The 15,002-nt window shown below is 59.0% G+C and carries 13 protein-coding genes; 3 read left to right on the top strand and 10 right to left on the bottom strand.

What is annotated here, in order from left to right; all coding sequences use genetic code 11:
- Window positions 1-118: 118 nt before the first annotated feature.
- Genes ttrB through ttrA form a run of 3 tightly spaced genes read left to right on the top strand, consistent with a single transcriptional unit; the run spans window position 119 to window position 4,916 of the window.
- Entirely contained in the window at window positions 119-856 is a 738-nt protein-coding gene (ttrB, locus tag RT120_RS03655) for a tetrathionate reductase subunit TtrB (RefSeq protein ID WP_312979493.1), read from the top strand.
- Window positions 857-1,861, top strand: coding sequence for a tetrathionate reductase subunit TtrC (gene ttrC / locus RT120_RS03650; RefSeq protein ID WP_312979489.1), 1,005 nt, complete (start codon window positions 857-859; stop codon window positions 1,859-1,861). It begins immediately after the preceding gene.
- Window positions 1,854-4,916, top strand: coding sequence for a tetrathionate reductase subunit TtrA (ttrA, locus tag RT120_RS03645; RefSeq protein WP_312979486.1), 3,063 nt, complete (start codon window positions 1,854-1,856; stop codon window positions 4,914-4,916). Before ttrC ends, ttrA begins: the two co-directional genes overlap by 8 nt.
- A gap of 128 nt (window positions 4,917-5,044) precedes the next feature.
- Here the strand turns inward: ttrA and RT120_RS03640 are convergent, their stop codons facing one another.
- The 10 genes from RT120_RS03640 to RT120_RS03595 all read right to left on the bottom strand — a co-directional run bounded on the left by RT120_RS03640 (window position 5,045) and on the right by RT120_RS03595 (window position 15,000).
- Complete coding sequence (locus tag RT120_RS03640; protein WP_312979480.1) at window positions 5,045-5,179, bottom strand: DUF2474 domain-containing protein; 135 nt, start codon at window positions 5,177-5,179, stop codon at window positions 5,045-5,047.
- Window positions 5,179-6,189 carry a cytochrome d ubiquinol oxidase subunit II gene (gene cydB / locus RT120_RS03635; RefSeq protein WP_312979477.1) on the bottom strand — a complete coding sequence of 337 codons (1,011 nt, stop codon included), beginning with the start codon at window positions 6,187-6,189 and terminating at the stop codon, window positions 5,179-5,181. The genes RT120_RS03640 and cydB overlap by 1 nt, the downstream gene beginning before the upstream one ends.
- Window positions 6,189-7,592 (bottom strand): cytochrome ubiquinol oxidase subunit I, encoded by a 1,404-nt coding sequence (locus RT120_RS03630; protein ID WP_312979475.1) that lies wholly within the window; start codon window positions 7,590-7,592, stop codon window positions 6,189-6,191. The genes cydB and RT120_RS03630 overlap by 1 nt, the downstream gene beginning before the upstream one ends.
- A 356-nt stretch (window positions 7,593-7,948) precedes the next feature.
- Window positions 7,949-8,551: a Tat proofreading chaperone DmsD gene (gene dmsD / locus RT120_RS03625; RefSeq protein ID WP_312979472.1), complete on the bottom strand. Its 603-nt coding sequence runs from the start codon at window positions 8,549-8,551 to the stop codon at window positions 7,949-7,951.
- 9 nt (window positions 8,552-8,560) lie between these two features.
- Window positions 8,561-9,424, bottom strand: a complete 864-nt coding sequence (locus tag RT120_RS03620) for a 4Fe-4S binding protein (RefSeq protein WP_312979469.1) — start codon at window positions 9,422-9,424, stop codon at window positions 8,561-8,563.
- A 1-nt stretch (window position 9,425) separates the two neighbouring features.
- Entirely contained in the window at window positions 9,426-10,250 is an 825-nt protein-coding gene (locus RT120_RS03615; RefSeq protein WP_312979467.1) for a dimethyl sulfoxide reductase anchor subunit family protein, read from the bottom strand.
- Between the two features lie 2 nt (window positions 10,251-10,252).
- The gene (locus tag RT120_RS03610; RefSeq protein WP_312979464.1) at window positions 10,253-10,873 is read right to left on the bottom strand and encodes a DMSO/selenate family reductase complex B subunit; all 621 of its coding nucleotides are present in this window, start codon (window positions 10,871-10,873) and stop codon (window positions 10,253-10,255) included.
- Window positions 10,870-13,257, bottom strand: a complete 2,388-nt coding sequence (locus tag RT120_RS03605; RefSeq protein WP_312979462.1) for a DMSO/selenate family reductase complex A subunit — start codon at window positions 13,255-13,257, stop codon at window positions 10,870-10,872. The genes RT120_RS03610 and RT120_RS03605 overlap by 4 nt, the downstream gene beginning before the upstream one ends.
- A 236-nt stretch (window positions 13,258-13,493) precedes the next feature.
- On the bottom strand, window positions 13,494-14,246 hold the full coding sequence (locus RT120_RS03600) for a GntR family transcriptional regulator (protein WP_312979460.1): 753 nt from the start codon (window positions 14,244-14,246) through the stop codon (window positions 13,494-13,496).
- Between the two features lie 13 nt (window positions 14,247-14,259).
- Entirely contained in the window at window positions 14,260-15,000 is a 741-nt protein-coding gene (locus RT120_RS03595) for an SIS domain-containing protein (RefSeq protein WP_312979458.1), read from the bottom strand.
- Window positions 15,001-15,002: the final 2 nt, after the last annotated feature.

Here is a 15,002-nt window from a genome sequence, read left to right as displayed (position 1 = left end):
CCACAATAGTCCCTGCCCCTCGCCAATTTTTACACTGTAAATCATACAGATTGTTTATTCATCACGCTGTTAACAACACTGTGACGCATGGATTGTAACGGCGTCGACGGAGATAAGTATGGATATCAGTAAACGCATTTTTCTCAGGCAACTGGGGGTAACGGCGGCGGCGGGCGCGGCCACCCTTCCGCTGGCGCAGGCTAAATTGTCTTTTGGCCCGACGCGCCGCGAAGGGTCCGCCGCCCATCGCTATGCCATGTTGATCGATCTGCGCCGCTGCATCGGCTGCCAGTCCTGCACCGTAAGCTGCGCGATTGAGAACCAGACGCCGCAGGGCGAATTCCGTACCACGGTGAACCAGTACCAGGTACGGCGGGAAGACAGTGACGTTGTCACTAACGTGCTATTGCCGCGCCTGTGCAATCACTGCGATAACCCGCCCTGCGTGCCGGTTTGCCCGGTACAGGCCACCTTCCAGCGCGAAGACGGCATCGTGGTTATTGATAATCAGCGCTGCGTGGGCTGCGCCTACTGCGTACAGGCCTGCCCCTATGACGCGCGCTTTATCAACCATGAAACCCAGACCGCCGATAAATGCACGTTCTGCGTTCACCGTCTTGAAGCGGGTTTACTGCCCGCCTGCGTGGAGTCCTGCGTTGGCGGCGCACGCATTATCGGCGATTTGCATAATCCACAAAGCCGTCTGCGCCAGTTGCTGGATGAGCACAAGGACGCTATCCGGGTGCTGAAACCGGAAGATAACACCTCGCCGCAGGTGTTTTACCTGGGCCTGGACGAGGCGTTTGTTACCCCGTTAATGGGCCGCAGCCAGCCCGCGCTCTGGCAGGAGGTGTAAATGTCGCCGCTGATGATTAATGAAGTGCTCGCCCACCCGCAGGACGTCACCTGGCTGCCCTGGGCGGTCCAGTATTTCTTCTTTATTGGGATTGCCGCCTGCGCGGCGCTGCTGGCCTGCGGATTACGTGGCCGTCAGCCCGCGCTGGAACGGCTGACGCTATTGATTGGCCTGACCTGCGCCATCGCCGCGCCGCTGGCGCTGACCGCGGATCTCCATCAAACCGCCAGGGTTTGGCACTTTTACGCCTGGCCGACGCCGTGGTCGTGGATGCCCTGGGGCGCGCTGTTCCTGCCGCTGTTTACCGGCTTTATCGGCCTGTGGTTTATCGCCGCGACCGTACAGAAGATTTACGGCAAAACCTTTGCCCTCACCCGCTGGGTTGCCTTTGCCTGCGCCCTGACGGCGATTGGCCTGCTGCTGTATACCGGGCGCGAAGTGTCGGTGGTGCGCGCCCGTCCCGTCTGGTTTAGCTGGTGGTTCCCGCTGGCGATGTTCCTGAGCGCGTTCCAGACCCTGCTGGCGCTGTTGATTGCCGCTACCCGCACTCAGCCGCTGCAACAAAAGCTGGCGCGCGGTCTGCTGGTTACGCTGGGTTTATTGGCCATCGTGGTGCTGATGTGGGTTTCCGGCGATGCGCTGTCCGGCGCGGCGCTGCGACACTGGCTGGCATGGCCCCAGGCGCAAACGCTGGCAACGGGCTGGGCGGTACTGTGGTTGTTAACGCTGATGGTGGCGTTGTTCGCGCTTAAACGCCCGTTACCGCTGGCGGGCGGCATCGCGCTGGCGCTGGTATCTATGGCGCTTAGCTGGCTGATGCGCTGGACCTTACTCATCGAGGGGCAAACCCTCCCGAAATATAACGCGCTGTTTAACCCGTACTCGCTGCCGATGGGCACCGACGGGCTGCTGGCGATTGTCGGCACCTTCGGGCTGTGGATGGCGCTGCTTATCATCGCGCGTGAAATTGTGAATGGCTTAATGCGGAGAAATCATCATGCCTGAATTAACCCGTCGTCAGTGGCTTAAAGTGGGGCTGGTACTCGGAGGGGTTGGCGCATTTGGGCTGAGCTACCGGGACGTTGTCAAAAGAACCTTTGACGGGCTGGTGAACGGCACCTCCGGCAACGTGACGCTACACCGTATCTACGGCAATGCGCTGATCCCGGAAGGCCATGCCGCTCCGGGTTGGCAGGCCAATCCGCAGCAGGCGGTGTCGATGACCCAGTGCTTCGGCTGCTGGACCCAGTGCGGCATCCGGGTGCGCGTCGATCGGCAAACCGACAAAGTGATCCGCATCGCCGGGAACCCGTACCACCCGCTGTCGCAGGAACAGCACGTCGATGCCAAAATCCCGGTGGCGCAGGCGCTGGCGCAGATGGGCGGCGAAAGCGGTCTCGACGCCCGCTCTACCGTCTGTTCCCGTGGCGCGACCACCCTGGAGGCGTTGTACAGCCCGTTGCGCATTCTGGAGCCGATGAAGCGCGTCGGGAAACGCGGCGAAGGCAAATGGCAGCGCATCAGCTTCGAGCAACTGATTGCCGAAGTGGTAGACGGCGGCGATCTGTTTGGCGAAGGCCATGTTGACGGGTTACGCGCCATTCGCGATCTGCAAACCCCCATCGACCCGGCACATCCCGGTTTTGGCCCCAAAGCCAACCAGTTACTGGTCACCAATACCAGTGATGACGGGCGCGACACCTTTATGCGCCGCTTCGCCCAGAACAGTTTCGGCAGTAAAAACTTTGGCGCGCACGGGGCGTACTGCGGGTTATCTTACCGTGCCGGGTCAGGCGCGTTGATGAACGATCTGGACAAAAACCCGCACGTGAAGCCCGACTGGGAGCACGTGGAGTTCGCGCTGTTTATGGGCACCTCTCCGGCGCAATCCGGCAACCCGTTTAAGCGCCAGGCCAGCCAGCTTGCCACTGCGCGGCTGCGGGATAACTTCAGCTACGTGGTGGTGGCCCCTGCGCTGCCGCTCACGACGGTGATGGCCGACCCGCGCGGCCAGTGGTTGCCGGTGGTGCCGGGCGCGGATTCCGCGCTGGCGATGGGCATGATCCGCTGGATTATTGACAACCAGCGCGCCAACGAGCGTTATCTTTCCCTGCCGGGCGTGGCGGCGATGCAGCAGACGCAGGAGAAAAGCTGGACTAACGCCACCCATCTGGTGATCGCCAGCGACGATCATCCCCAGGCCGGGCAACACCTTACCGCCGCGCTGCTGAACGGCGGCGGCGACAGCGTGCTGGTGGTCGATCAAACGGGTGAACTGGTGCCAGCGGAAAGCTGCCCTGCCGCTACGCTGTTAGTGGCCCGCACCCTAACCTTGCAGGATGGCAGCGAGGTCACGGTGAAAAGCGCGTACCAGTTGCTCAAAGAGAGCGCGGAGAAACTGTCGCTGGAAGAATACAGCCGCCAGTGCGGCGTGCCGGTGGCGCGGATCGCGCAATTGGCGGAGGCCTTTACCGGCCACGGGCGTAAGGCGGCGGTGATTACCCACGGCGGGATGATGTCCGGCAACGGGTTCTATAACGCCTGGGCAGTGATGATGCTTAACGCGCTGATCGGCAACCTCAGTCTGGAAGGCGGCGTGTTTGTCGGCGGCGGCAAGTTTAACGGCGTCACCGACGGGCCGCGCTATAACCTGGCGAGTTTCCCCGGTATGGTAAAACCCAAAGGGCTGAACATTGGCCGCAGCAAAGCCGCCTATGAAAGCTCCGATGAATACCGCCAGAAAGTCGCCGCCGGGCAGTCGCCGTGGCCCGCCAAAGCGCCGTGGTATCCGTTTGTCGCCGGGCAGCTTACCGAGCTGCTGCCCTCCGCGCTCAACGGCTACCCTTACCCGCTGAAAGCGTGGATTTCCAATATGACTAACCCGGTGTACGGCATCGCCGGGTTCCGGGCAGTAGCCGAGGAACAGCTAAAAGACCCGGCGCGGTTGCCGCTGTTTATCGCCATTGACGCGTTTATCAACGAAACTACCGCGCTGGCGGATTATCTGGTGCCGGATACCCATAACTTTGAAAGCTGGGGGTTCAGCGCCCCCTGGGCGGGCGTCGCCAGTAAAGCCACTACCGCGCGCTGGCCGGTGGTCAAACCCGCTACCGCCCGCACCGCTGAGGGCGAACCGATTTCGATGGAGGCGTTCTGTATCGCCGTGGCGCAGCGTATCGGCCTGCCCGGCTTCGGTGACAACGCCATGCTGGACAGCGACGGTAACGCCCTGGCACTTCATCGCGCAGAGCAGTATTACCTGCGGGTGGCGGCCAATATTGCGTATGCCGGGAAAGCCCCCGCACCTGCCGCGAGCCAGCAGGATATAGCGCTCACCGGCGTTGACCGGCTGATGCCCGCCATCAACCAGACGCTCAAACCGGACGAAGCCCAGCGGGTAGCGTTTATCTTCACCCGTGGCGGGCGTTTTGCGCCGCATCAGTCGGGTCGGGAAAACGGCAGTATCGGTAACCGCTGGGATAAACCGCTGCAAATCTGGAACGCCGAGGTGGCGAAGCACCGCCACGCCATTACCGGCGAGCGCTACAGCGGCTGTCCGGCCTGGTATCCGGCGCGGCTATCTGACGGTAAAGCGCTGGACGAGGTGTATCAGCCCGACGCCTGGCCGCTGAAGATGATCTCGTTTAAGTCCAACGTAATGAGCAGTTCGACCATCGTGATCCCGCGCCTGCACCACGTGAAGCCGGTCAACCTGGTGGCGCTCAATCCGCAGGATGGCAAACGCTTCGGCGTTCAACACGGCGATGAAGTGCGCATTACCACGCCGGGCGGCAGTACCACCGCGCAGATCAGCCTGCTGGCAGGCGTAATGCCCGGTGTGATAGCCATCGAGCACGGCTATGGCCACCGGGAAATGGGTGCCAGCCCGCACACGCTGGACGGCGCACCGCTGGCTGTCGCGCCCCAGAATGGCGCTGGCATTAACCAGAACGATCTGGGCTTTGCCGACCCGACCCGCACGGTGCCGAATAGCTGGCTCGACTGGGTATCCGGCTCGGCAGTCCGCCAGGGGTTACCGGCGAAGATTGAGCGTATCTGACCTATCGCGCCGTTTTATCAATAAAGCGGCGCTTTAAGCTAAAAGCGTAATCGCCACCGGCATCCACATCTATGCATAAAACCGGGATGGTGTTATGAGTGCCATTCATTAATCGGCGCTAATCGGCGCTAGCTGGATTTCAGCCCCGCCGAGGTCATTAACAAACGCAGCACCATACTCACCGCGCCGAGTGCCAGGATACTCGCGGCCCAAATCACCACCAGCCATAAAATCTGGCTCAGTTTGCTTTGCCGTTTTTCCATCAATGATAGCCCTCCCCGTGGCGCACTTTGCCGCGAAACACGTAGTAGCTCCAGAAGGTGTAGGCAAGGATCACCGGGATAATCAGCAGCGCGCCCACCAGCATAAAGCCCTGGCTGGCGGGTGGCGCGGCGGCTTCCCACAGGGAGATATCCGGCGGAATGATGTTTGGCCAGATGCTGATCCCCAGCCCGCTAAAGCCCAGGAACACCAGCGCCAGCGTCAGGATAAACGCCGTGGCATGATGACCAGGCCGCGAAACGCTTTTCCACAGCGCCAGGCTGCAAATCAGCACCAGCACGGGGACCGGCAGGAAGAACCACAGATTAGGCAGCGAGAACCAGCGCTGGGCGATATCGTCGTGGGTGAGCGGCGTCCAGGCACTGACAATCGCCATCACGATCAACAGCAGGATTAACAGCGGCGGCGTAAGCTGGCGCATCCGGGAAAACAGCGGATCTTCGCTTTTCATTATCAGCCAGGTCGCCGCCAGCAGCGCGTAAGTCACCACCAGCCCCAGGCCGCAGAACAGATTAAACGCCGTTAGCCAGTCCAGCGCGCCGCCTGCAAAGGTGCGCCCTTCCACCGGGAAGCCATTAATTACCGCGCCGACGATAATCCCCTGGCAGAAAGTCGCCAGGATCGAGCCCGCCAGAAAAGCCACGTCCCACCAGGGGCGGTGCGATTCGGTGGCTTTGAAGCGAAACTCAAACGCCACGCCCCGGAAAATCAGGCCGATCAGCATCAGGGTAATCGGGATGGTCAGGGCGTCGGCAATCACCGCGTAGGCCAGCGGGAACGCGCCGAACAGCCCTGCGCCGCCGAGCACCAGCCAGGTTTCGTTACCGTCCCAGACCGGCGCGACGCTGTTGACCATCACGTCACGGTCATGCGGGTCGCGGATAAACGGAAACAGCACGCCAATCCCTAAGTCGAAGCCGTCCATCACGATGTACATCAGCGTCGAGAAAACAATAATGACGAACCACACTACCGACAGGTCGATGTTCATTATCTTTTCTCCTCTTCCAGACGCTCGCCCACGGCGGAAATGGGCCGCGCAGGTCGGCCATCGGTTTTCGACGACAGATTGTCTTCAGGTTGTGGCCCGACTTTTATCAACCGGATCAGGTACAGATACCCGACGCCGAACACCAGGGAATACACCACGATAAACACCAATAGGCTGATGGACATTTGCAGATCGCTGTGCGCCGAGACCGCGTCCCGGGTGCGCATCAGGCCATAGACCACCCAGGGCTGACGCCCCACCTCGGTAGTCACCCATCCGGCCAGAATAGCGATTAAGCCCGACGGTCCCATCCACAGCGCGAAATGCAGGAAGGGTCGCGACAGGTACAGCCGTCCGCGATAGCGTAGCCACAGGCTGATAAGCCCCAGCCCGATCATCAGCAGGCCCATCCCGACCATCAGGCGGAACGACCAGAACACGATGGTGGAATTAGGCCGCTCGTCTTTCGGGAAATCTTTCAGAGCCGGAACCTGTTGGTCGAGGCTGTGAGTGAGGATCAGGCTGCCGAGCGCCGGGATTTCCAAGCCATAGCGGGTGCGCTCCTGCTCCATATCCGGCCAGCCCACCAGCAGCAGCGGCGTCGGTTCGCCGGGCGGGTTTTCCCAGTGGCCTTCGATGGCAGCGATTTTCGCAGGCTGGTGCTTAAGCGTGTTCAGGCCGTGCATATCGCCGATCACCGCCTGAATGGGCGCAACCAGCAGCGCCATCCACAGCGCCATCGAGAACATTTTACGCACCGCTGGGGTGTCGTTGCCTTTCAGCAGATGCCAGGCGGCAGACGCGCCGACGAACATGGCGCTACTCAAAAACGCTGCTACTGACATATGAAACAGCCGGTAGGGAAACGACGGGTTGAAGATCACCGCAAACCAGTCGGCGGGCACCACCTGGCCGTTAATGATTTCGTGGCCCTGCGGCGTGTGCATCCAGCTATTCGATGCGAGGATCCAGAAGGTAGACATCAGCGTGCCGAGCGCCACCATGCAGGTTGAGAAAAAGTGCAGCCCCGGCCCAACCTTATTCCAGCCGAACAGCATCACACCGAGGAAGCCAGCCTCAAGGAAGAACGCGGTCAGGACCTCATAGGTCAACAGCGGCCCGGTGATACTGCCGGCGAACTGTGAAAATCCGCTCCAGTTGGTGCCGAATTGATAGGCCATCACCAGACCGGACACCACCCCCATACCGAAGTTAACGGCAAAAATCTTTAGCCAGAACTTATACAGTGAACGCCACAGCGGATTGTGGGTCTTCAGCCACATCCCTTCCAGTACCACCAGATAGCTGGCAAGCCCAATGGTGATAGCCGGAAAAATAATGTGAAAGGATACGGTGAAGGCAAACTGTATCCTGGCAAGAATAAACGCGTCTAAACCAAACATGGCTGCCTCATCATCGAAAAACCGGTATTAAACGAACCGGCAGTAAGTTATTTAACGCCTTGAGTATAGACGCAGAAAATGAAGGTAACGGGTAAGCCCGGCGGGGAGGGAAAATATCGGCCTGAAAGGTTGGGTTTATTTTGTGGTTTTTGACGCCTTGCGTGGCGCGCCCTGTCCGGCAATAGCCCGTAACGAAGCGCAAGAGGAAGATTAATTATTCGCCATAGCTGGCCTGGCGGATAAATATAATTGCTTGCCGCTTCGTTAATAATCTTCCCGCTTTCCTGGGCCTGTTTCAGATTAATTCGCAGCGGCAGCGTTGTTCGGGTGAAATAAGGATAAATAACCGGTTACGGTTATATGATCCTTTCCGGCTGGGTCTCATCAAGTTGCAGAGACAATTGCCTGACGGTCATCAGCGTCAACGCGCCCAACGCGCGATAAAAGCCCTGCGGATGAGCCTGACTCAGCGCCTCAACATAGCGCGGTAACCACGTCAGAAAATGGGCATTCAGCAGTTCCAGCAATGCCCGGGGTTGGCTTTCCATCGCCAGCCATGAGGCCTGGAATAACATCAGACCAATATGATCCGCTGGCTCGGGGTGGTCGGTATTCAGCGTGATACGGTGCGTATTCAGGAAATCCATCAGCCGCAGCGTGGAGTCGCCCTGCAATACATGTTCGGGATCGAGCCATACCGAGCCCCACGGCGGCGCGGGCAGACTCGCCGGGCCGACAAACAGCCATTGCCACTGTTCCTGAAGCAGAACCTTGTCCGGCTGTGCCAGTTCAGGTTGCAGCGCGGTCATGTCTGCCGTTTGTGCAGGCCACAGTTCCGGCCAGTCCGGCGTCTGGAAAAATTCGGCGATCGGAGTGAATGCGTCCGTTTGCGGCGCGGTACGGTACGCGGTCGCCAGTAAATTGAGTAACCGGGCCCAGTGGGGTAAATCCGCTTTCATGATGATTCCTTATCGCATGCCAATGGTGTGCTGGCGGCAAAATGGGCACGTGGATTGTTCAGCCGTCCAGGCGCTAAAGGCCTGGCCGCAGGTATCGCAATGCTGCTGCATCACCGGCAAACGCTGTTCTGCCTGGGTATTAGGCATTTTTACGCTATCGATGGCAGCAGGGAAACAGACCGCCGCACACTGGCCGCAGCCGGTACAGCGGGCATTATCCAGGGTGAGGCAATCGGCTTCCAGGCGAATCGCCTGTTCCGGGCAGATGCGCGCGCAGGCACCGCACAGGTAACACTGCTCCGCCGTAAATGTCATCGAATAATGATTAACAAAAGTGACAGCGTCACGCAAGGCGCGTCGACCGTAAGGCACCTCTCCGCTGTCAGTTTGGTTATTCATTCTTAGCCACTGGCGGCGCGCAGTATTCACCGCGATGGAGGCTGGCTGCGCCAACCGCCATACAGGCTCGTCCAGTTGTTTGAGTGTGAGATTAAGTTCGGCAATCGCGCGTAACCACCCTTGGTGGGGCGTATCCAGCTCAATGGCCCGGATACCGTAGTGAAAATGCCACATCAGCAACTCTTCCACACAGGCAGGCTGAGCGCTGAGCGGCGCGGTCAGGCGATCGTCATGCCAGTGGCGTTTGACCGGATGAATGTTTTCCAGCGCATCCGTTGGGCAGGCAAACAGACAGCGCCCGCACTGGTTACACTGGCTCTCATCAATCACTACCTGGCCCGCGGTCAGGCTGATAGCCCGGAGCGGACAGGCATCGACACAGGCCTGGCAGGCGTTTTTCTTGACCTTATAGCGGACACATAAAAACCCTGCGCCGGGCGGCGCAGGGTTCAGGTTTAACGACAACAATGACATATCAGTTCAGGCTAAAGAAAGTGAAGCGCGCCATGATTTCAGCCACCACCAGCAGCAGGCCGCCAGTTAGCGCTAATCCACGGACAATACGCGGCTGGCGCAATGACAGCGCAAACAGCGCCGCACCGACCACCATCACGCACCAGGCCGCGATACGAACGCCGGAAAGCGCATCAAATGCCGCCAGCGCCTGAAGCGGGAACGTGACAGTGTCACTCAAACGCGATGCGGACAGGAAGCTCATATACGCCGGTTGTTCAACCAGACGTGCAGCAACGGCCACCACCACCGCAGCCACCGCGACATTCGCCACTCCGCGCAGTTCGCCGTGCCGCCCACGGGTTACCAGCATCAGCATCGCCAGCACCGCACCGAGGATCAGTACCGAGCCGTAGAACATAAAGTACGTGTTGATATGCATCCAGGTGACAACAGAGGCGTTGATGTAAATATTGCTCATGCAATACACATCCACCAGCCCAATCACCCCAGCCAGCAACACCAACAGCGGGACGATGCGTTTGGCGAACAGCGCCAGCAGCGTCGTCACGCCCAGCACGCCCAGATACAGCGCGGCAAAGACGATTTCACGGCTCAGCCAGGAGCTGGCGATATGGCGCAGCGAGTTAAACGCATTGAGCGGATAGCCCAGATGCGCCACTGACGCGATAAGGCCGACGCCGCCCAGCACACAGCTGACGACCAGCGCCATGCGCAAAGCAAGGGCATTCGCCTGCTGGCTAAATGCGCCCAGCGCGGTGAACAGCGTTAAACCTACCGACGCCTGAACCAGCAGAGTAAATATCAATAATGGCCATTCATGCATAATTAGTTACTTCCCTTTTCAGCGCCCTGATGCGGCTTCACCACCAGGTTCGGATGGGTGATCGCCGAATCCGGCAGTCCCTGAACGTCGCAAAGCGAACCATACTGTTTGCGCAGTTCGTCAATCGGGCCGAATTTAATCGCGCCCAGCGGACAGGTCGCCACGCAAATCGGATCTTCGCCTTTTGCCTGCAAATCGACGCAGAAATCGCATTTCGACATCTGCCCCGCTTCTTTATCAAACTGCGGCGCACCGTAAGGGCACGACCAGGCGCAGTAGCCGCAGCCAATGCACTTGCTGGTATCGACCCGCACGATGCCGTCGCCGGGGCGCTTATGCATTGCCGTGGTTGGGCAGTTTTTGGTGCAAATCGGGTCCGCACAGTGGTTGCAGGAAATCGACAGCGTGTAGGCGTAAACGTTGTTTTCCAGCCCGCCGTTACCGCCAGGCGTAAACCCGCCGCCGTTGACTTCATACACCCGGCGAAAACGACGGCCCGGCTCCAGATTGTTTTTGTCTTTACAGGCCACCTGGCAGGCTTTGCACCCTGAACAGCGCGACGAATCGATATAAAAACCCAGTTGCTTGTCGCTTACCGGGGGAAACTCCGTGTATTGGCTCATGCTTTCTCAACCTCGACCAGCATAGTTTGATGCGAATTCCCTTTTGCCAGGGGGGTGATGCGGGTGGAACTCAGCACGTTGGCGCAGCCACCGTGATCCACGCCTGACGCGTCCGGTTGCCACCAGGCGCCGGCCTGTAGCGCCACCACGCCGGGGATAATGCGCGGCGTGACCTCGGCTGGCACCATACTGATACCGCGATCGTTATGGATGCGTACCTTGTCGCCCTGCTTGATCTCGCGCCGTGCAGCGTCCTGCGGGTTAATCCACAGCTTCTGGGTCTGGGCTTCCTGCAACCACGGGTTGGCGTACTGCGTGGAGTTGGCGCGGTTTTTCCCTTTCCAGGTGATCAGTTGTAGCGGATATTTCTCGGTTAACGCATCCTGCGGCCCTTCGTGCGCGGGCACGTAGTGAGACAACGCCGGGATTTCCGGGTTGTTCATGTCGTACAGCCGTTTCGAGAAGATTTCGATTTTGCCGGACGGCGTTTTGAACGGATTGTTCTGCGGGTCGCGAAGGTTATCGGCGAACGCCACATACGGCTCGCTCTTGAACAGGTGACGGCGCTGAACCTGTAACTGCTCAAAGCTCGGGATGTTTTCAGCAGGCATCGCGGCGCGGGTGGTTTCGACAATGTGCTCGATCCACTGCTTTTCATCGCGCCCTTCGCTAAAGGCTTGCTCCACGCCCAGCTTCGCAGCGACTTCACGCAGCCACTCGTAGTCTGAACGGCGCTCGAATTCCGGCTCGACCAGTTTTTCTGACAGGATCACGTAGTTGCCGGTGCCCCAGGTTTCGCCGATGTTCCAGCGCTCCATAAAGCTGGTTTCCGGCAGCAGCAGATCGGCGTATTTGGCGCTCGGCGTCAGGTACAAATCGCTGGCGACGATAAACTCGATTTTCGATTCGTCTTCCAGCAGCTTCGCCGCCTTATTGATGTCCGGGTTCTGGTTCGCCAGATAGTTGCCCGCCAGCGTAAACAGAATACGGATATTGCTGTCGAGTTTTTCAGCCCCTTTCAGCCCCTGCTCCGGCGTGACTTTACTGGCGTCTTCTGCCGCCTGCATCCAGCTCATCACCGAAATTTTCGCCGCGATCGGGTTCTCGATGCTTTCCGGCTCGCTCATAAACTTACGGTTGCCGATCCCGCCGTAGCCTGCCGCCCAACTGCCTTTTTTGCCGACGTTGCCGGTAATGGTCGCCAGCAGCGTAGAGCCGCGCGCGGTACGCTCGCCGCAGATATGGCGCTGTGGGCCCCAGCCCTGGATTAATGCCGCCGGTTTGGCCGTCGCGTATTCACGCGCCAACTGGCGGATGGTGTTAGCGGGTACTTTGGTGATCGGCTCCGCCCACTCCGGTGTTTTCGCCACGCCATCTTTGGCTCCGGTCAGGTACGCCACCAGCGATTCATTCGCCGGTACGCCTTCCGGCATGCTCGCTTCGTCAAAGCCCAGGGTGTAACGGGCGATAAAGTCTTTATCGTGCAGATTTTCAGTGATGATGACGTACATCATCGCGTCCATCAGCGCGTTATCGGTGGTCGGCAGCAGCGGGATCCACTGGTCCGCCAGCGAGGCCACGGTATCGGAATAGCGCGGATCGATAACGATAAAGCGCGTACCGTTGCGTTTCATCTGCTGGAAGTAGTGATTGGCGTGACCAAAAATGGTTTCGTTGATGTTGTGGCCCCACAAAATCACCAACGGGGTCTCCAGCAGCGTATCCAGCGAACTGCCGGTCGCTGGCGTACCGTAGGTGTACGGCGTGGCGGCGGCGGTATTGCCCATACTGACGGAGTGATAGTACTCCAGATAGCCGCCGGTCAGGTTCAGCAGGCGGCGCACCATTTTATCACCGGAGAAGGTGCCGCCGCTGACGGCGGTGCCCACATGCACATAGCGCGAGGCCGGGCCATATTTGGCCGTGATCCGCTTGAGGTTATCGGCAATCAGCGTGGTGGCTTCATCCCAGCTAATCCGCTCGAATTTCCCTTCACCGCGCTTACCGACGCGCTTCATCGGATATTTCAGGCGGTCCGGGTGATAAACGAATTTACGATAACCACGGCCGCGAATACAGGCGCGCATAATCGGCATGGCTTCATCCAGTTCCCCATCGGGGAGCGTGGTGATACGCGTAACAACGCCCTGATCGACATGGGCGCGAATATCACATTTGCCGCCGCAGTCGAAGGTACTGCAGGTAGGCACCACACGCCCGGTATCCTGCGGCGTAACGGGTGATGTTGAGGAGGCGGGCGATTCGGTTGCCGCAGAAACAAACTGCGGCACCACCAGGGGTACGGCTGCCAGTGCGGCGCTGGCCTGGATAAAGCGGCGACGGCTGACGGTCGTTATCCCGCTTTCGTCTTCCATGATTGGCATGACATCACTCTCTTTAGTGGCGTGAAGAAAGTGTGTATTTTTGGAAATTTATGCTAAGGCAAAATTGACACAACGCAGCAAATCATGGATTAACGGAAATTAAGGGGTATTTTTCGGAATGGAATGATAATCCTTATTATCTAAAGCAGCATTTTATTCTAAATGTTAACCAGTAAATGAAAAAGGGTATCTGTTTTTAAGAAAGTGCAACCCACCGCGGCGTTGCCCGGCGAGGGTTACCGGGACACGATTTTGCAGTGCCAGTGGGCATCGGCGGCATTCTGGCTGGCGGCGATTTGCAGGGTGAGCACGGCGTCGTTGACATGCGAAATACTGTACTCCAGCACCACATCGTCAGGATTGCGGGCGATACGCTCGATTTTGAACAGCGCGCCTCCCGGTTCGATATTCAGCAGCCGCGCCAGCCTGGCGTCGCAGACAACCGGCGTGAAGCTTTCCTGCGCCTGGGTGGGCGAATAACCGAACGCTTCCCGCAACTGGGAATACAACGAGCCTTCATCATCAATATGGCTAAGATCGTTATAAAAGCGTCCGTTAAGCCAACTCAGGGTATGTCCGACAATTTTATCGCCCTGCTGTATGCGACGTTCAAGGCGCATCACCTGGCTACCCACTTCAAGCCCCATTTTGGTGGCAACCTCGTGGTCCGCCATGGTCGCCAGCAGCGACACTACCTCGGCCTGAGCCGGATGCGGGTGGTGAAATGCCACCAGCACATCCGGCAGGTCTGCATAGTGCTTATGCAGCGCGTCGCGATTGATGAACGTGCCCTTACCCTGTTCGCGATACACCATCCCGCCGCTAACCAGTGAATCGATCGCCTGCTTAATGGTGCCGCGCGCCACATTAAACTCATCGGCAAGGATCAACTCGCCGGGCAGCCTGTCGGTATAGGTACACGACAGAATGCGCTGCAAAATGATGTTTTTGATTTTGAGGTAAAGCGGGAGTCCATCAGACTCGAACATACAATTGCTCCACTCAGAGGTAGAAAATTCGGCTCCGGTAAGCGTCCATTATATCCCGATTTATCTGCTGATTGCCGTCTATGTTTGCGCTGGCAAGGATTGGCGGCGTTACGCCGTTCTCCTGCATCAGCTCACACAAACGCAGCACCAGGCTGTTGGCGAGGGTCGCGCCCATGATGGTCGACAGCGGCGCGGCTTTTTGCGCCAGCCCTGGCAGGTTGACCGAGGCGTCGCCGTAGTCGCACTGATTATCCAGCGTAATGTCGGCGACCTCTGCCAGCAGTTTGCCGCTGGAGTGGCGCGAGGTGACGCGCTTTGCCGTCTCCAGGCTGGTAATGGCAATCACCGTCGCCCCGCAGGCTTTTGCCGCCAGCGCCACGTCGAGAGTAATCGCGTTGCGCCCGGAAACCGAATGAATAATCAGCGTGTCCCCCGCCGCCAGCGGGGAACTTTCCACCATGACTTTCCCCAGCCCTTCGACATTTTCTACCGCGCTGGTGAGCGTTAGCGGACGCACGTTGAGCATCAGCGCCGGAGAAAACAGCGGGTTGACGATAGCAAGCCCACCTGCGCGATAGCTCATCTCCTCCGCCAGAATCCCCGCGTGGCTGGCGCCGAACACAAACAGATTGCGGCCCTTCAGCACCGTGTCGAGCATCGCCTGCGCGGCGCGGTCGATAACCGCCTGCTGCGCCGCCAGCTGCGCCAGCTTTTGCTTGATTTGATCAAAATAGGCGTTAACTGCGTGACTCATGG

Origin of the sequence: Atlantibacter sp., from assembly GCF_032062175.1 — a bacterium.
Classification (GTDB): Bacteria; Pseudomonadota; Gammaproteobacteria; order Enterobacterales; family Enterobacteriaceae; genus Atlantibacter.
This window is presented reverse-complemented; position numbering and strand designations above follow the sequence as displayed.